This is a genomic window from Ketobacter sp. GenoA1 (genome assembly GCF_003671475.1).
Taxonomy (GTDB): domain Bacteria; phylum Pseudomonadota; class Gammaproteobacteria; order Pseudomonadales; family Ketobacteraceae; genus Ketobacter.
Genome location: NZ_RCHM01000014.1, coordinates 92,653 through 110,430, shown reverse-complemented (window position 1 = coordinate 110,430; position 17,778 = coordinate 92,653). Strand labels below are relative to the sequence as shown.

16 protein-coding genes are annotated in these 17,778 nt (G+C 57.0%); 10 read left to right on the top strand and 6 right to left on the bottom strand.

Annotated elements, in window-relative coordinates; genetic code table 11:
• Position 1: 1 nt before the first annotated feature.
• From D9N13_RS05555 to D9N13_RS05540, 4 genes are all read right to left on the bottom strand, one after another.
• Complete coding sequence (locus D9N13_RS05555) at positions 2 to 1,390, bottom strand: aminoacyl-tRNA deacylase and HDOD domain-containing protein (RefSeq protein ID WP_290587016.1); 1,389 nt, start codon at positions 1,388 to 1,390, stop codon at positions 2 to 4.
• Positions 1,391 to 1,485: 95 nt separating this feature from the next.
• Positions 1,486 to 2,088, bottom strand: coding sequence for a 16S rRNA (guanine(966)-N(2))-methyltransferase RsmD (rsmD, locus tag D9N13_RS05550; RefSeq protein WP_290587014.1), 603 nt, complete (start codon positions 2,086 to 2,088; stop codon positions 1,486 to 1,488).
• A complete protein-coding gene (locus D9N13_RS05545) occupies positions 2,085 to 3,572 on the bottom strand; it encodes a M16 family metallopeptidase (RefSeq protein ID WP_290587012.1) in 1,488 nt (495 codons plus the stop codon). Before D9N13_RS05545 ends, rsmD begins: the two co-directional genes overlap by 4 nt.
• A gap of 27 nt (positions 3,573 to 3,599) precedes the next feature.
• Positions 3,600 to 4,952 (bottom strand): M16 family metallopeptidase, encoded by a 1,353-nt coding sequence (locus D9N13_RS05540; RefSeq protein WP_290587010.1) that lies wholly within the window; start codon positions 4,950 to 4,952, stop codon positions 3,600 to 3,602.
• A gap of 189 nt (positions 4,953 to 5,141) precedes the next feature.
• Here D9N13_RS05540 and ftsY point away from each other — a divergent pair, with 189 nt between their 5' ends.
• The 5 genes from ftsY (at position 5,142) to D9N13_RS05515 (ending at position 9,799) form a co-directional block, all read left to right on the top strand.
• The gene (gene ftsY, locus D9N13_RS05535; RefSeq protein ID WP_290587008.1) at positions 5,142 to 6,311 is read left to right on the top strand and encodes a signal recognition particle-docking protein FtsY; all 1,170 of its coding nucleotides are present in this window, start codon (positions 5,142 to 5,144) and stop codon (positions 6,309 to 6,311) included.
• A 72-nt stretch (positions 6,312 to 6,383) separates the two neighbouring features.
• Positions 6,384 to 7,094: a cell division ATP-binding protein FtsE gene (ftsE, locus tag D9N13_RS05530; RefSeq protein ID WP_290587006.1), complete on the top strand. Its 711-nt coding sequence runs from the start codon at positions 6,384 to 6,386 to the stop codon at positions 7,092 to 7,094.
• Positions 7,094 to 8,080 carry a permease-like cell division protein FtsX gene (gene ftsX / locus D9N13_RS05525; RefSeq protein WP_290587004.1) on the top strand — a complete coding sequence of 329 codons (987 nt, stop codon included), beginning with the start codon at positions 7,094 to 7,096 and terminating at the stop codon, positions 8,078 to 8,080. The genes ftsE and ftsX overlap by 1 nt, the downstream gene beginning before the upstream one ends.
• 196 nt (positions 8,081 to 8,276) lie before the next feature.
• Positions 8,277 to 9,134 (top strand): RNA polymerase sigma factor RpoH, encoded by an 858-nt coding sequence (gene rpoH, locus D9N13_RS05520; protein WP_290587002.1) that lies wholly within the window; start codon positions 8,277 to 8,279, stop codon positions 9,132 to 9,134.
• 146 nt (positions 9,135 to 9,280) lie between these two features.
• The gene (locus D9N13_RS05515) at positions 9,281 to 9,799 is read left to right on the top strand and encodes a hypothetical protein (RefSeq protein ID WP_290587000.1); all 519 of its coding nucleotides are present in this window, start codon (positions 9,281 to 9,283) and stop codon (positions 9,797 to 9,799) included.
• Between the two features lie 274 nt (positions 9,800 to 10,073).
• Here D9N13_RS05515 and D9N13_RS05510 read toward each other — a convergent pair whose 3' ends face one another.
• Positions 10,074 to 11,279 carry an alkane 1-monooxygenase gene (locus D9N13_RS05510; protein WP_290586998.1) on the bottom strand — a complete coding sequence of 402 codons (1,206 nt, stop codon included), beginning with the start codon at positions 11,277 to 11,279 and terminating at the stop codon, positions 10,074 to 10,076.
• Between the two features lie 40 nt (positions 11,280 to 11,319).
• Positions 11,320 to 12,381, bottom strand: coding sequence for an NADH:ubiquinone reductase (Na(+)-transporting) subunit F (locus D9N13_RS05505; RefSeq protein ID WP_290586997.1), 1,062 nt, complete (start codon positions 12,379 to 12,381; stop codon positions 11,320 to 11,322).
• 175 nt (positions 12,382 to 12,556) lie between these two features.
• On the opposite strand from D9N13_RS05505, the gene D9N13_RS05500 reads away from it, so the two are divergent.
• The 5 genes from D9N13_RS05500 to D9N13_RS05480 all read left to right on the top strand — a co-directional run bounded on the left by D9N13_RS05500 (position 12,557) and on the right by D9N13_RS05480 (position 17,753).
• Positions 12,557 to 12,928, top strand: coding sequence for a DUF423 domain-containing protein (locus D9N13_RS05500; protein ID WP_290586994.1), 372 nt, complete (start codon positions 12,557 to 12,559; stop codon positions 12,926 to 12,928).
• Between the two features lie 137 nt (positions 12,929 to 13,065).
• Complete coding sequence (gene thiS, locus D9N13_RS05495) at positions 13,066 to 13,266, top strand: sulfur carrier protein ThiS (protein ID WP_317622466.1); 201 nt, start codon at positions 13,066 to 13,068, stop codon at positions 13,264 to 13,266.
• A 56-nt stretch (positions 13,267 to 13,322) separates the two neighbouring features.
• Positions 13,323 to 14,105 carry a thiazole synthase gene (locus D9N13_RS05490; protein ID WP_290586990.1) on the top strand — a complete coding sequence of 261 codons (783 nt, stop codon included), beginning with the start codon at positions 13,323 to 13,325 and terminating at the stop codon, positions 14,103 to 14,105.
• Positions 14,106 to 14,155: 50 nt separating this feature from the next.
• Positions 14,156 to 14,851 carry a tRNA (guanosine(46)-N7)-methyltransferase TrmB gene (gene trmB, locus D9N13_RS05485; RefSeq protein WP_317622464.1) on the top strand — a complete coding sequence of 232 codons (696 nt, stop codon included), beginning with the start codon at positions 14,156 to 14,158 and terminating at the stop codon, positions 14,849 to 14,851.
• A gap of 52 nt (positions 14,852 to 14,903) precedes the next feature.
• Entirely contained in the window at positions 14,904 to 17,753 is a 2,850-nt protein-coding gene (locus D9N13_RS05480; RefSeq protein ID WP_290586988.1) for a hypothetical protein, read from the top strand.
• Positions 17,754 to 17,778 lie beyond the last annotated feature (25 nt).

The window sequence follows — 17,778 nt, the reverse complement described above, 5'->3', positions numbered from 1 at the left end:
GTTAGCCTCCCAGGTTCCCCGCCATCTGATTCAATTCATCTTTTCGGGTCACCACATGATTGATCACCGCCAGCGCGTCTTCCCGTTCCAGGCCCAGTTCGGAAAAAACCCGATCGCTCAGGGTGTGCACCGGCCCCTGCACCAGATCCACACTGCGCAGCAGCTGGTTGGTCAGATATAACAGGCGCGCATAGACATTGTAATCACCCTGGTACCCCGGATAATTCTGCCAGCGCAAAGCGTGTATTACTTCCTCAGGCATGCTCCAGCATTCCATCAGTTGGCTGGCCAGTGTTTCCCGATCCACTCCCACCACATGCTGCTCAATCAGGTACGGGTCTACATGGCTGTTGGCTTCGATATTGCGGCAGATGACTTTGAAATAAGGGGGGAAAATATGCGCCAACACCAGATAGCCGTAATTGCTCAACAAGCCGCTCAGGTAGGCCAGGCCCAGTGATGGACGGCGTTCCGACGGCATGGCTTTGACCAGCCCTTCCATGGTGACCGCGGAATAGACCGAAGATTGCCAGAACGGGGTGACCCCGTGGGGGCCGTCTTTGGGCAGCTCCAGGGTACGGCCCAGGGCCAGGCCCAAAGCCAGATTGATGACCAGATCAAAACCCAGCACCCGCACCACGGCATCGTGCACGGATTTGATTGCACCGGGGGCGGCGTAGTAGGGGGAGCTGGCCCAGCTGACCACCTGCGCGGCCAGGCTCGGATCCTTCTCCACCAGCTCGGCCAGATCACCCACCCCCGCATCCGGATCGATGCGCAGTTGGATGATGCGCTCGGCGGTTTCCGGCAGGGGCGGCATTTCCAGGGTTTCTTCCAGGCGGCGTTTGATGCGCAATTGGGTAAAGCGTTGGACGGAATGTTCGATGCTGGCGCGGTCGTCGGAGCCGGGGCTGAAGTCTTCCAACGGCACACAGAATTCAGCTTCCTGAGCGTGGGTGAGTAATTTGGCGAACTCACTTTGCGAAAGCTTGAGGAAGTGGCCGCTGTTACCCATTTCAAGGTACAGGTCTGCATTGGCCATCAGACGTTTTTCCACCACCAGCGGTTGACTGTCACTGAGGGGAAAGTCCGGTACGTGATCCAGCCCCTGCGAACGCGCCATCTGTTCATATTCCTGCGGTGTGATGGCTTCCAGTTGCCGGCCTTTCAATTCGTTGAGCCGGGTCAAATCCAGCAGGCTGTCCGCCGGAATCAGCGCCTGCACGTGGCCCATGGAATCCTGCAGAATCACCAGTTTCACCATTTGACTCTGGTTCAGTTGATCCACGCTGCACAGTTGATGCAAGGGGGCAATGTCCACGTCGTCGATGATCTGATAGTTGATTCCCTGGGAGTTCAGCCGCTCGCTGACGGTTGGGGGTATGGGCATGGTACTCACCTCACTATCTGCGCCATGCAGTAAGCATAGTAGCGCCTCAGAATGCTGCCACAGGTTCCTTGGCCCGGGTTTTGTCGAATACCAGGCTATGTGACTGATTTCCCTTGTAGCGTGCGCGGTTGTGGACATTCCAGCAGCAGAAAAATCTTATTCTTGGCGGTTTTCTGCTTGAGGATCCGCCAGTGTTCCGGTAGCTGGGCAGGGGGGAAGTCGCTTTCTGCTTCCAAATAAAGTTTGGTTTTGGGGCCGATAAAGCCCCCGTACTCCAGCAGGTAGAGGCAGGGTTGCAACAGGTCCTGATGGAAAGGCGGGTCCAGAAAGATCAGGTCATAGGGTTCTGCTGCGCACTCAGCCTGCTGTTTCAACCAGGTTTGCGCCGGCAGATGATGCACCCGGGCCCGGGTGCAGGCCAGGGTTTGCAAATGTTGGCGGATGGATTGCGTAACCTGTTTGTTGGCATCCACAAAGTCCACATAGCGGGCGCCGCGGGAAAGGGCCTCCAGGCCCAGGGCACCGCTGCCGGCGAACAGATCCAGGCAGCGGGCGCCTTCCACATCGAACATCAACCAGTTGAACAGGGTTTCCCGGTAGCGGTCCAGGGTGGGGCGCAGGCCCTCAGCGGCGGTAAAGCTCAGGCGGCGGCCACGCCATTGGCCGCCGATGATGCGCAGTTCGCTGCGGGATTTCACGGCACGGTCTCAGCGGCGCCGCTGTCCTGGCCCGCCGTTACGGTGAGCAAAGCGTCTGGCTGAACGATCCGCTGAAATGCCTGCCTTACGTCGTCGACCTCGACTTGTTCCACGTTGCCGATGTAGGTATCCAGATAGTTCAGGGGCAAGTCGTAAAAGCCGATCATCCCCAGGTAGTCCACGATGTTGCTGTTGCTGGCGGTTTGCAGGGGGAAACTACCCAGAATATGGCGTTTGGCCGCGTCCAGCTCCTGGGCGGTTGGCCCGTTGCGGACGAAGTCGGACAGGGTGGTGTTGAGCAGGTCAAGGGCTTGCCGGGTCTGATCGCTGCGGGTTTGCAGATTGATCAGGAAGGGGCCGGCGCCGGCCATGGGGATGAAGTGACTGTAGACGCTGTAGGCCAGTCCGTGGTCCTGCCGGATGATCTGGTTAAGGCGGGAACTGAATCCCCCGGCACCCAGAATTTCGTTACCCACATAGAGCGCAAACCAATCCGGATCGCCGCGTTTTACCCCCAGTCCACCCACCATGATATGGGTCTGACTGGAGGGAAACTCCACATGTTCCTGTATGGCTTGCTGCAGTTTATTGGCGGCGGGTAACGGCGGGGCGGGCTGACCCGCCGGCAATTGCTTGTCCAGTTGCAGGGCGATCAGCTCGGCCTGGGTGCGGTCAATGTCGCCGATCATGGCCACCACCATGTTGGCCGCCACGTAGTACTGCTGGTGAAAACGCCGCAAGTCTTCGGTGCCGATACGATTGAGGCTGTCTTCATTGCCGTTGGGGGGAATGCCGTAGGGCAGCTCGCCGTACAGTTGCTGGAAGAAGGCTTTCTGAGCCAGTGCGCCGGGGCTTTGTTTTTCCTGTTGCAGGCCCAGCAGCATCTGGCCACGCAAGCGTTGCAGGCTGCTCTGTGGGAATGTTGGTTGCGATACCACGTCGTAAAACAGGGTCAAGGCCGGATCGCGGTATTGACTGTCGGACAGGGTGCGCAGGCTGACCACGGCCATGTCCCGGTAGGAGGCGCTGTTGATGCTGGCGCCCAAGCCTTCAAAGTGGCGGGCGATGGCGTCCACATCGGCAATGCCCGCGCCTTCGGTCAGCATGGAGCTGGTGAGCTGGGCCAACCCTGGCAGCGACTGATCGCGGGCCGCACCGGCGTCAAACACCACTTTAACATCCAGCATGGGAATCTCCGGTGCCTGCACAAACAGCACCCGGGCACCGTTGGGTGTGTCCCAGGATTCGATACGAACCTTGTGGGGTTTGGCGTGGGCCTGCTCAATCATTTCCAGGGAGGTCAGCTTCAGGCCATCGGCCCGCTCCTTGAGGGCTGGATTCTGGTTCGGTAAAACCAGTGGGCCCGGTTGCTCCGCCCCGGGTTTGCGGCTGCCCGGCAGGTTGTAGAGCACCACGATAAAGATACACACCACCAGGATCATGATGCTGAGGGTTTTGCGGCTGATGCGGCTTTGTTCAGACATGGGGAAATGAAATCCTTTGCTTCAACGTTACAGTGGCTGCGGCTTGAGGATGGCCACGGTTTTGTTGTCGGGAATAAGATACTTGCGGGCCGCCGCCTGAATCTGTTGCGGGGTGATGGCGGAGAGTTTGTCCACCATGGTGTCTGCTTCCCGCCAGCTGCGGCCGATGGCTTCCATGCGCCCGATCTGGTTGGCCTGGCTGGAAATGGAATCCTGTTGGTAAATGATGCCGGAAATAATCTGGGCCTTCACCCGCTCCAGTTCCGCCGGGTCCGCAAGCTCGGTTTGCAGGCGTTCAATCTGCTGTTCGAAAGCCTCTTCCAGTTGTTCAACCGAGTAGCCCTCACTGGGTACGCCGCTGAAATAGAACAGGGTATCGCCCAGGGCAAAGCCACCGTAACCGGCACCGGCACTGGCGGCAATACCCTGGTTGCGTACCATTTCTGTTTCGATGCGGGCACTGTAACCACCGTCTAGCACACCGGCCAGCATGCGCAGGGCATACACGTCGGTTGCATCGGTTGCGGTGTTGATGCCGGGTACATTGTATCCCACGTACAAGGTGGGAACCTTGGCCGGAATGGCGACTTCAATGCGGCGTTCACCCTTGCCGGCCACTTCCTTGTTGAGGGGGCGCTTGGGCAAATCCCCTGCCGGTATCGGGCCAAAATAGCGGGAGGCCAGGCCGAATACTTCTTTGGCGTTGACATCACCCACCACCACCAGGATGGCATTGTTGGGTACATACCACTGCCGATACCAGTTGCGGGCGTCCTGGCCGGTCATATTATCCAGATCGTGCATCCAGCCAATCACCGGGTTGTGGTAGCCGGACGACAAATAGGCCGCTGCCATGAACCGTTCATAGGCCACCGAGTTGGGTTTGTCGTCAGTGCGCAGGCGGCGTTCTTCCTTTACCACCTCGATTTCTTTGGCGAATTCCTCGTCGGGCATGATGGCGTTCTGCATGCGATCGGCTTCCAGCTCGATGGACAGGGGCAGGTTGGTGGCACTCATGACCTGGTAGTAGCCGGTGTAGTCATAGGAGGTGAAGGCGTTTTCACTGCCGCCGTAGCGGGCGATCAGCTTGGAGAATTCACCGCTGGGCACTTTGTCAGTGCCCTTGAACATCAGATGTTCCAGGACATGGGATACGCCGGTCACACCGGCGTGTTCGTAACTGGAACCCACCCGATACCAGACCTGGGATACCATCACCGGGGCCCGGTGATCCTCCCGCACGATGATCTTCATGCCGTTGTCCAGGGTGTGGGTAAAGGTGCGGTCGGCCACGCTGGTTTCGGCGCTGACCGGTGTGGCCAGGGCCAGGCTGGCGCCGGCCAGAATCAGGGTGCTGCAAATGTGTCGTATCACCATCATGGTTCATCTTGTTGGGGGATGGGTTAATGGAAATGCGTAAGCGTCCTAAGACAACGAATTCAACTGCTAATTCCCCACTCATCACTTTCCTGGCAGGGGCGCTGAGAATTAGCTGCTGAGTCGATTTCCAACAAATGGTAGGATACCGCCCAGAGAACTCTGACTGCAAAATGATTTCGAGGTTGTTCTATGGTTAACCCTGCTCACGAGGCTGCCGTGTTCGAGCGCCTGTTCGGCCCCGGCCCACATCTGTTGCGTGGTGCCGAGGTGCTGACTGAGCAAGCCCTGTTTGCCCGTTTCTTTGATGAAGAGGCGGCCAATCAGGCATTGATGGCACCGCCCCTGGAAGCAGTGGAAGAAACCGTTGTCGAACCGGAGGTTGTGGTGGAGGCGGTTTCATCGCCCGCGCCTGAGCCTGCCCCGGTGGCGGAACCGGTGTCTTTCTTTGCCCGGGTCAAGCAGGGGCTGACCCGTACCCGGGCCGGTCTCAGCGATGGTCTGGCCGGCCTGCTGCTGGGTAAAAAGGCCATTGATGATGAGCTGCTGGAAGACATAGAAACCCAGTTGCTGGTGGCGGACGTGGGCATGGACGCCACCGCAAAAATCATTGCCGCCATCACCGAGCGCATGAATCGCAAGGAACTGAAGGATTCCGATGCCCTGTACGACGCCCTGCAGGAAGAAATGACCTCGGTGCTGCGCCGTTCAGACGCCGGTGGCGGCCTGCAAATTGACTCCGGCAAACAGCCCTATGTGATTCTGATGGTGGGGGTGAACGGGGTGGGTAAAACCACCACCATCGGCAAACTGGCGAAAAAACTGCAGCAGGAAGGTAAGTCTGTAATGCTGGCCGCAGGGGATACATTCCGCGCCGCGGCGGTGGAGCAATTGCAGGTCTGGGGGGAGCGCAACAATATTCCCGTGGTGGCGCAGCATACCGGTGCCGACAGCGCCTCGGTGATTTTCGATGCGGTGCAGTCGGCCCAGTCCCGTGGTGTGGATGTGTTGATCGCCGATACCGCCGGCCGCCTGCACACCAAAAGCAACCTGATGGACGAGTTGTCGAAAGTGAAACGGGTCATGGCCAAGCTGGACACCAGTGCCCCCCATGAGGTGATGCTGGTGCTGGATGCCGGCACCGGGCAGAATGCCCTCAGTCAGGCGGAGCAGTTCCACCAGGCCGTGGGGGTTACGGGTATTACGCTCACCAAACTCGATGGCACCGCCAAGGGTGGTATTGTGTTTGCCATTGCATCCCGCATGGGGCTGCCCATCCGCTTTATCGGGGTGGGGGAGCAAATCGATGATTTGCGGCCGTTTGCAGCGGACGAATTTGTCAGGGCTTTGTTTGATCGGTAGTGCTGCAGGGCGGGTTGTTCACAGCGGCACTGTGCAGGGGGCGGAAGTAAAACACAACACACTCCGGATGCTATGATTCACTTCCATAAGGTCAGTAAACGTTACGATAATGGTAAGGATGCGTTGCTCAATGTCAGCTTCGAGCTGGATCAGGGCGAGCTTACCTTTCTCACCGGGCACTCCGGTGCCGGCAAAAGCACCCTACTGAAATTGATTATGTTGATCGAGCGGCCCAGTGGCGGACGCATGGTGATCTGTGATCAGGATGTGGCAAAAGTGGGGCGTTCCGCTATCCCTTATTTCCGTCGTCAGATCGGCATGGTGTTCCAGAATCATCAGCTGCTGTTCGACCGCACGGTATACGATAATGTGGCCCTGCCGTTGATCATCGCCGGGTATCGCCCCCGGGAAACCGGGCGCCGGGTGCGCGCGGCGCTGGACAAGGTGGGCTTGCTGGACAAGGAAGCCTTAAACCCCATCGCGCTCTCCGGTGGTGAGCAGCAACGGGTGGGAATTGCCCGTGCGGTGGTCAACAAACCCCGTATCCTGATTGCGGACGAGCCCACCGGTAACCTGGACCCTGGACTGTCTGCCGAGATCATGGACCTGTTCGATCAGTTCTCCCAGGTGGGGGTGACCGTATTGATCGCCACCCACGACCTGGGTTTGATCGCCCGTTATGATCATCGCCTGCTGTCGCTGGATTCGGGCCGTTTGATCAGCGATGGTATGGATCAGATTGCGGCGGATCCGCACCACCAGATCTACACCGGGGGTTATTGATGAATCAAAAAGCCACCCCGGTCAAGAACACCGCGCCGAAAGGGGCCACCGCGGCAAGAACCACTTTCAAACAGCGCTTTGAAAGCTGGCGCGAGCATCATAAAGAAGTCGCTCTGGAGAGCCTCAACCGGTTGCTGGCAACGCCCCTGCCAACGGTCATGACGGTGCTGGTGATTGCCATCGCCTTGAGCCTTCCGGCAGGCCTGTATGTGATGCTGAAGAATGCCGAAGCCATCAGTGACGATTGGGATGGCAGCGCCCAGATATCGCTGTTTCTCCATTTCAAAACCAGTGCAGAGCAGGGCCGCAAGCTGGCGGACACTCTGGCGCAACGGGGCGATGTAAAGCGCACCGAGTACATTTCCCGGCAACAGGCGCTGGCTGAGTTCGAAGAGCAAAGTGGATTTGGTGACCTGCTGCAGGAGCTGGGGGAAAACCCGTTGCCGGCGGTGGTGGTGGTGTATCCCTCGGTAACCGATCTGGACGCGGCGGAAGCCCTGCGTCTGGATCTGGCCGCTCAGGGAGAGGTGGACCTGGCCCAGCTGGATGCCCAATGGGTGCAGCGGTTATACGCCATTCTGGATCTGGGGCGACGCCTGGTGGTGGCGCTCAGTATCGGCCTGGCGCTGGCGGTGCTGCTGGTGATCATCAACACCATTCGCCTGGCCATTGAAAGCCGGCGCGATGAGATCATCATCGTCAAACTGGTGGGGGGAACCGATGCCTTTGTGCGGCGGCCGTTTATGTACACCGGATTATGGTATGGACTGGGGGGCTGCCTGATTGCCCTGCTGCTGATTCAGACCCTGTTGTGGTGGCTGGATGGCCCGGTGCAGGCACTGTCGGAGTTGTATCGCAGCCAATTTGAGCTAAGTGGGTTAGGGCTTGAGGTGACGTTCCTGATGTTAACGGGCAGTATTCTCATAGGGTTAGTGGGTGCTCGCTTGGCGGTCAGCCAGCATATTCGCTCAATTGAGCCCGGTTAATGGGGGAATCTCAGGCGCGGGCGGCGGAAATATTCGGGGAAATACCGTGACCCCCCTTGAAAAGCACCGGCAAAACCCCCAACAATAGCAGGCCCGACCCCGACGGATGACCATGGATACGGGGAACTTTTGGCGGAATTAGCACTCCTATACTGAGAGTGCTAAACTCAGTCAGACCCGATGGAGGTTCTACTATATGAATAACGCCCTTCAACCAGCATTTGTCACCGCACCCGGTGTCAATCTCGAAGCATACGTGCAGTCTGTGCAGACTGTACCGGTATTGAGCGCGGAAGAAGAAAAGGCACTGGCTGAAAAACTGTTTTTCGAAGACGATGTGGACGCCGCCCGCCAGCTGGTATTGTCTCATCTGCGCTTTGTGGTGCACATCGCCAAATCCTACAACGGCTACGGTCTGCCCCAGTCCGACCTGATTCAGGAAGGCAATGTGGGCCTGATGAAAGCCGTCAAGCGCTTCGACCCCACGGTTGGGGTACGTCTGGTGTCATTCGCCGTGCACTGGATCAAAGCCGAAATCCATGAGTACGTACTGCGCAACTGGCGCATCGTCAAAATTGCCACCACCAAAGCCCAACGCAAGCTGTTCTTTAATCTGCGCAGCCAGAAAAAACGCCTGGGCTGGATGAACAGCGATGAGATTAATGCCATCGCCAAAGACCTGGGTGTGTCGGCTTCCGATGTGCGTGAGATGGAAGGCCGATTGGGCGCCTACGACGCCTCCTTCGACGCCCCGGTGGACGCAGACGATGACAGTGCCGGTCAGGCTCCGGTGTATTACCTTGAAGACAAGACCATGGACCCGGCAGCGATGCTGGAGAATGACGATTGGGAATCTGCCCACAACGAACGCCTCTATCAGGCGATGGCGACACTGGATGATCGCAGTCGCGATATCCTGCAGAGCCGCTGGTTCGAAGATGACAAAGCCACGTTGCACGAGCTGGCTGCCAGGTATGATGTGTCGGCAGAACGTATTCGCCAGTTGGAAAAAAACGCCATGAAAAAACTCAAAGTGCATATGCTGGAAGCGTAAAGCGGACAGGTTGCTGTATGTAAAGGCCGATCCCGTGATCGGCCTTTATTTTTACGTTGTGTAAAAAACCTTAACTGAAATACTCCTGGTATGCCGTTATACTGGCGGTTGATACAATTCGGCTTTTTTGTTTTTAGGGATCACGAATGAAGTTAGTGCGTAGTGTCGGGGTAGCACTGGCCGCTCTGGTTTGTGTTGTGTTTGCCGACGATGCTGTACAAGCGACAAAGGATGTGTTTGCTACTCAGATCGCAGAAAGTGCTTCCGCATTGGATGGTCTGTGGGTGTCCAATTGCTATAAGTTTGAAGAGGGCCGTTATCAGGTTCGTACTTTTGAGTTTGTACTGGATCACCTTGCCACCATCACCACAATCAGTTATCCCGATACCCACTGTGCCGAATCGCCCCTGGGTTCCGCTGTTATTTCCGCTACCTGGGATATGGGTGAGACGCTGGTTACCGAAGAGGGGCTGTTGGCGTACCGACTGGATGTGCTGTTGAAAGCCGGGCCGCGCCAGGAGCTGACCACGGTGAAGCAGATCGTGCACTTTCAGAGAGACTCTTTTATCCTGGGCATCAATCGCCTGCTCAGTCGTTACCCCGACAGTTTGGACTGGGAGATCATCTACTCACGCATCCCATCCCCACCACCGATTGATTTATAGCCACCCATTGTTTTAATCTTCGCCCCGTTCATAGGCCGGGACCAGGTTCTGCCTGGCTGGAATATTCGTTGGGGGTTAATCTGGGGCACACCGTAAGCTTGGGGCTGTTCTATCAAAATTATTTAACCGGTGATCTGGAAAACGCATTGGGCTTGAAGATTTCAGTGGGCCGGTTTCGCGGTAATTAATCCGTTTATAGTGTACCAAAGGCGGCGTGCTCTCCGGCCGCCTTTGGTTCTGGGGTAATGGGGTTATGAGGTAGTGGGATAAGGGGCTATGCGGCGTTCAGGTCTTTGGCCTCGGGTTCAGGTGCGGCGTCATCGTAGGTCATTGCCTGCAGACGTTTCAGGCCGCTCTTGCGATTCGCTTCGGCCGCCATGCTACGCTCTTCGGCGCTGGCATAGTGGGCATCCCATGCCAGAAGTTTCGGTGTCATCAGTTTGTGCCACAGTGGTGGAATCAGTGCTACCGCAATGGTAGTAAGGTAGCCGTTGATCATCATGGGCGCGTCATGATAGGGCTTCAGCTCATGATAAGGCACTTCACCCTGGGCATGATGATGGGAGTGCCGGGTCAGGTTAAACATGGACCAGGAACTGAAGCGTTTGTTGGTGTTCCAGGAATGGCGTGGTGCCACCGGGGTTTCCGGATTGCGCACCATGCCGTAGTGCTCCATATAATTAACGATCTCCAGCAGGGCTTTGCCCCACAGTCCGGCGGCGGTAAAAAACAGTACGCCACTCCAGCTGGCAATCGCAAAAGCGGCCAGTAGGATAACGCCACTCATCAGGTAACCACGGATGGCAACATTGTGCACGGACAGCAGGGGCTTGCGTTTTTTCTGCAGTCGCTCCCGTTCAATACGCCAGGCGCTGAGGTTGCCGCGCAGGGTGGAAATGATCACATGGGCGTAAACATTTCGCCCACGGGGTGCGGTGGCGGGGTCGGCCGTGGTGCTGACATAGCGGTGGTGGCCGTACACATGCTCAATGGCAAAGTTGCTGTCGAAGCTGAACGCCAGCAGCCAGCGCCCTACCCACATGGAGACAGGGTCCCAGGTGCGATGGGTCAGTTCGTGGCCGGTGATGGTGCCCACCATGCCGATCATCAAACCGGTGAGAATGACACCCCAGAACAGATTCCAGGCGCTGTTGGCGTCCCGGGCCGCCTGCATATCATAGCCGCTGAGTTGTTGTACCAGGGCGCCGTACCCGGCGGGATCACCAGACCCTACCTGCCACAGAAACACAAACAGAATAAAGGTCATCAGCGGCAGTGCCAGCCACAGTTGCCAGGTCAGCAATTGTGGGGCCCGGTAGGTAGGTGTGGTTATATCGTCGCCCAGCACCGCATCCAGTAGAATGTAGCCGATGAAAATCCCCAGAAAGCCGTAGGTCATCCAGTCGCCGCCCAGGGTCAGGAACAGGGCCGACGATAGACCGATGCCGTGAAACAGGAAGAACTTCAGGTAATGCAGCATAAGGTGTCCTCATTAAAAAATAGTGGGTGAAGGATGATGATCAGGCACTGTGAACCAGGCTGGATTTATCCAGGAATTTGTCACTGAAGATCTGCTCTGCCGGCACACCCAGCGCCTGCAGTTGCGCTTCGGCGGCGTCGACCATGGCCGGCGGGCCGCACAGATACGCCTGTGCATTGGGGCGGGTATGCTGCGCCAACACATCGGTCACCAAACCACGCTGGCCTCCCCAGGGCGATGAGCTGGGTTCCTCCGACAGCACCGGCACAAATGTGAAATCCCCGGCCCAGTGTTGTTGCAGATGGGCAAGCTCTTCCAGGCAGTACAGATCCGCTTGGGTACGGGCGCCAAACAGCAACACCACTGGCCGTGAGTTGTGTTGCTGGAGCGCGTCCTCCAACAGGGCTTTCAGGGGAGCCAGTCCGCTGCCGCCGGCAATACACAGAATGGGTTGCTGGCCCTCGCGCAGATAAAAATCGCCAAACGGGCCCTGTAGGCTAATGGGCGTACCAGGCGTGGCGCCCTGGGCCCAGCCGGACATTGCGCCGCCGGGCACCTGGCGAATGAAAAATTCCACGTCGGATCTACCGCTGCGGGTGCTGGGGGTGGCAAAAGAATAGCTGCGGGCCTCATCGACGATGCCGGGTACAGACAACAGCGCGTACTGTCCGGCGGCGTAACGCAGCGGCTGTTCCAGCCGCAACCGCAGGGCGCTGATATCGTGGGTGAGCCGGCGTTGGTCCGTGACACGCCCACACAGGGTCTGCGCCCCGGGGGATGGGCCCGGAACCTGTGCCTGTTCCAGTCTGATGGTCAGGTCGGTGCGGGGAACCGACTGACAGGCCAGAATGTAACCCTGGTCCAGCTCCTGCTCGGACAGCACATAGGCGGATTCGGTCAATTCCTTAACCTTGCCTTCCCTGAGCTGGCATTTGCAGGTGGCGCAACCGCCCACCCGACAACTGTGGGGAAAGGGGATGCCCTGGCGCAGTGCTGCACTGAGAATCGTCTCCTTGTCGCTCACCTCAATGGTCTGGTGAGCCTGGCCGTCGCTTTCGAACTGAATGCGCCTGGGTTTGGCGGTTTTGAAAAAACCAAACATAGTTTCGTTCCCGTTATAAAGTCATTATTGTTAGATTGTCCTACAATCGGGCAAAAGATAACGGATGATTCTGAAAATGGCAAGTTTCTTTGCTGAAAGCCTGTGGATTTTTTGGTTTCCTGCTCCCTACAACGGGTAGAATTGCCCCCTCTGCAAGCGGTTACGGGGAAAAGGTATGAAGAGTTTCATCGTCATAGGGGTGATTGCCATGGCCCTGGGGGTAGTGTTGGGGGCCTTCGGCGCCCATGGCCTGAAGGCGCGTTTGGAGCCGTCACTGCTGGCGGCCTATCAGACCGGAGTGGAATACCACCTGTACCATGGGTTGGGGCTGATTCTGGTAGGGGTATTGGGGTTCCACTTTCCCGGGGCCGCCGGGCTGCAATGGGGCGGCTGGTTGTTGTTGGCGGGTATGCTGCTGTTCTCCGGCAGCCTGTACCTGATGGCCATTTCCGGGGTGCGTTGGTTGGGGGCGATAACCCCTTTTGGTGGCATGGCCTTTATTGTGGGTTGGTGTTGGATCGCGTGGTCTTTGATCAAATCCCCCTGAAAGGCCGCCGGTAAGCGGTAAAAATGTGCGCCAAGTCTTTACGGCGTGTCAGCAAAGCAAGACAATAGTCAGCCAGTAAAAATGAGCATTTAATGAACGAATCAGCCATGCCGGAAGAGATCAGCTCAAAACAGACCATTCAGGTCACCGTGAACGGTGATCCCAGGCACTTTGCCGTCGGCACCACCATTGCGGATCTGATTGCAAGCCTGGATCTGCAAGGCCGCCGTGTGGCGGTGGAATGTAATCAGGAAATTGTGCCCAAATCCGCTCATGGCGGCACCCTGTTGAACAATGGCGACGAGTTGGAAATCGTTCACGCCATTGGCGGCGGTTGAGCGCACCGGTTGAGCACTACAGTTGAGCAGTCAATAACAGGAATCAGGTTACGACCATGTCGGATATTGCATTGAAAGTAGGAGAGCGCGAATTCCAGTCCCGTTTATTGGTGGGAACCGGTAAGTATAAGGATCTGGAAGAAACCCGTCTGGCCATTGAAGCCAGTGGTGCCGAGATCGTGACTGTGGCGGTGCGCCGTACCAATATCGGACAGAATCCCGATGAACCCAACCTGCTGGATGTGATTTCCCCGGATCGCTATACCATTCTGCCCAATACCGCAGGCTGTTATAACGCCAAGGACGCCGTGCGCACCTGCCGTCTGGCCCGTGAGTTGCTGGATGGCCACAACCTGGTGAAGCTGGAGGTGCTGGGGGATGAGAAAACCCTGTTCCCCAATGTAGTGGAAACGCTGTCCGCCTGTGAAACCCTGATTAAGGATGGCTTCGAGGTCATGGTGTACACCTCCGATGACCCCATCATTGCCAAAGAACTGGAGCAGATGGGGTGTGTTTCGGTGATGCCACTGGCAGCACCCATCGGCAGCGGCCTGGGCATCCGCAACCCCTATAATATCCGCATGATCCTGGAAGAGGCCAAGGTGCCGATCATCGTGGATGCCGGCGTGGGTACCGCATCGGATGCCGCCATCGCCATGGAGCTGGGCTGCCACGGGGTGTTGATGAACACCGCCATCGCCGCAGCGCAGCAGCCCGTGCTGATGGCATCCGCCATGCGCAAGGCCATCGAAGCCGGGCGTGAAGCCTATCTGGCCGGCAGAATGCCGAAGAAACTGTATGCCAGTGCCTCTTCACCCATTGAAGGGACGTTTTTCTGAGGCATCCGGCCTAATCGTGGCCGGTTCATAATCGCAGTAACCAGGTTTTGATGATGAATGAAATGGATCAGCCGCAGCGTCGTCTGCGCAGTTTTGTCCGTCGCCAGGGGCGCATGACTGAAGGTCAGAGCCGGGCGATGGAAACCCTGTGGCAGGATTATGGCCTGGATTTGCGGCAGGGGCTGCTGAACAGCACTGAACTGTTCGGCAACGACGGCCCGGTAATACTGGAAATCGGCTTCGGTGATGGGGTGTCGTTGCTGCAAATGGCACAGGCCGCTGCGGACAGCAATTTCATCGGCATCGAAGTGCATCGGCCCGGGGTAGGTAAACTGATCAACGATGCCCACCATGCCGGTGTGACCAATATCAGAGTCTTCTGCGAGGACGCTATCGACGTACTGCAGCAATGCATTGCAGACAACAGTCTGGATGGCGTGCAGCTGTTCTTCCCCGATCCCTGGCATAAGAAACGTCATAACAAACGCCGCATTGTGCAGGCGGAATTCGCGCAGTTGGTACGCACCAAACTCAAAGTGGGAGGCTATTTTCATATGGCCACCGACTGGGAACCCTACGCCGAACATATGCTGGCGGTGATGTCCGCCGCAGACGGCTATGAGAATCAGGCCGGCGCCGGGCAGTATTCTCCCAAACCGGACTATCGACCCGTTACCAAATTCGAACGCCGTGGTGAACGTTTGGGGCACGGTGTCTGGGATCTGGTCTTTATTAAATCGAGCTGACATGACGTTGGGGCTCATAACAACAAGAAAGATATCAATTAAGGAATCATTAATGCACCGCTTTTTGATTGGATTGGTGTTGTGTGCGTGCAGCGTGATGCACACCGCCTGGGCCCATATGCCCGAAGACTCTGCCCTTTTGATGCCGCGACCGTTCCAGAACTGGAAAACCCTGGAAACGGATCACTTTCGCATTAATTATCGTGATCGGCATTTGCCGTTTGCCCAACGTATGGCGGCGGTGGCGGAAAAGGTCTATGCGAAACAAACACCGCGCCTGCAGTGGGAGCCGGAGTCCAAAACCGAAGTGGTGATTATTGATAGCTACGATGGCTCCAACGGTGGTGCCACGGTTTTGCCCTTCAACCGATTTTTCATATTTATGAATGCTCCGGTGGAAGGGGAGTTGCTGGATAACAGCCCCTGGATTGAGCAGGTGTTCACCCATGAATTTGTGCACATTCTGCATTTGGATCAAAGCGCGGGTGGGCAGACCACTTTGCGCAATATTTTCGGACGTTTCTTCTTTGCTTTTCCGCAGATTTTCAGCCCGGCCTGGGTTTCCGAAGGGATTGCAGTGTATGAAGAAACCGACGCCGATAAACAGTTTGGGCGCGGACAAAGCGCATTTTACGATGCCATGATGCGGGCCGAATACCAGAAAGGGTTTCGCAGTTTTTCCCAGCTCAGTTATCAGGGGTATTGGGGAACAGACTGGCCATCCGGTCAGGTGTATCTGTACGGTTATTATTTCTATGAATTCCTGAGCGCTCAGTATGGTGAGGAAAAGGCCTTCGAATACCTGCGTAACTGGAACAGCAATATCATTCCCTGGCGCATGCAGTCGCGGGCTTACCAGGTGTTTGGTTTGAATGCGGAAGCCCTGTGGCAACAGTATCAGGCGTACCTGGAAAACAAGTTTGAACAGCAGATGGCACGGCTGCCGGTGGTGGACTATGAGTCGGTGGTGGAAGGCGGCCGTGTGAACGCCAATCCCGTGTGGATGGCGGATGGGCGTTTTTACTATTACCGTGAAGATGGCCGCCATCATCCTTCATTGCAGGTGATTGACGCAGACGGTAATGACAGCAAAGTGACGGATGTACTGGAATATCAGCACATCGACGTGCATCCCCAGGCCGGTGTCCTGTTGTCCCGCCACACGGTTTGCAACAACGTTGATGTACACGCCGATCTGTATCGGCTGCGGGATGGTGACTGGGAGCGCATCACCGAGTGTGGCCGCTATCCGCGCTTTGCCTGGTCCCACTCCGGTCAGCGCATTGCAGCGGTGCATACCGAGCGCGGTTTGGCGCAGATTGCCATTCTGGATCAGCGCGGTACCTTGCTGCAGTTGTTGCCCCCACTGGCATCCGGGGAAGTCATCGGCCATTTGAGCTGGTCGCCGGACGATAGGCAACTGGTGGCGGCAGTGCGTCGGGAGCAGAGCGGCTGGAATCTGGAGTTGCTGGACATCGAACGCAGCACCTGGTCACCGTTGACGCGCAACGATCACCTTGAGCAACGGCCTCGCTTCTCTGCTGATGGTCGTTGGGTGTATTTTATTTCCGATCATCAGAAGGTGATGAATGTGCGTCGTTTGCGATTGTCGGACGGTCAGGTGGAAACCGTCACCCGTACCCAAACCGCCATTCTGGACTACAGCCTGAACGGGGATCAACGCCAACTGCGCTTGGCTGAGTACACCCCGGACGGTATTGCCATCCGGCAGCAGCCGATCACACCCTGGGGTGAGACCTATGCCGGCCTGTGGCAAGAGCGGCCCCCGATTCAATCCATAGCCAATCAAGCGGATTATTCCACCGAGGCGTTCACCGATATCGCCGACTATTCACCCCTGGACACCATCGCGCCCACATCATGGTTTGCCTATCTCTACGCCGACAGCGATGACAACAACTGGATTCAATTTATTTTGCAGGGTCAGGATGTGCTGGGGTTTCATCAGTGGCAGCTGGCGCCGGCCTATTATTTTGACAAGGAAGAATTTGGCGGCAGCGTGGCGTATATCGCGCACCACCGCCTGGCTTTGCTGGCCGAACGGGAACTGGATACAGTACGTGATGAAGCGCCCGGGGTGCCCGGTGTGTGGCGTGAGGAAACCCGGTATCAGGCGGTCTGGAAGCAGCCGTTCAATCGCTTTGAAGGCACCTTTGAAGTGGATATCGGCGTTGGTAAGGAAGATGTAAAACGGATACTGGATGGCTTTGGCGAATACGATTCCTACCGCGATAATTTTGCCGGAGTGTCACTGAACTGGTCCGATTATGAAAAATATTTACACTCCATCAGTGTGGAGGATGGACGCCGCATCAAGCTGCAGGCGGAACATTACGACGCCTTCGGTGACGGCTTTCACCAGGGTGATGTTTACAGTCTGGATTGGCGCGAATATCTGAGCCTGTTTGACAATCATGTACTGGCATTGCGGGTGGTATTGGGTAAAGCGGACGATACGGCCAAATCCTTCCAGTTGGGTAATGAGCTGGATGAGCTGCAAACTTTGGGTGCGGTGATCGGTTTCGGTCGTACCGGTTATACCCTGCGCGGTTATTCCGACAACCAGAGTCAGCTTGCCGGCACCAATCTGCGCCTGTACTCCGCAGAATACCGTTTACCGGTGGGGGAGTGGTTTGACGGGCTGACCAGTGTACCCATCGGCCTGGGTAAGGCCGGCGTGCATCTGTTTGTGGATCACGGCGCGGCCTGGGATAGCGGCCAGGACAAGAACTTTTATACCGGCGTTGGCTTTGAAGTGCGTCCGGATCTGCTGATCGGATATTCCACCTTCAAGTTGGAAAGCACCCTGGGCTTTGCCAAGGGGCTGGATGATGACATCGGTGAGACCACGGTTTACTTGCGTCTGGGGGCGAATTTCTAAGTAATAAGCGGCAGAATATCGACTA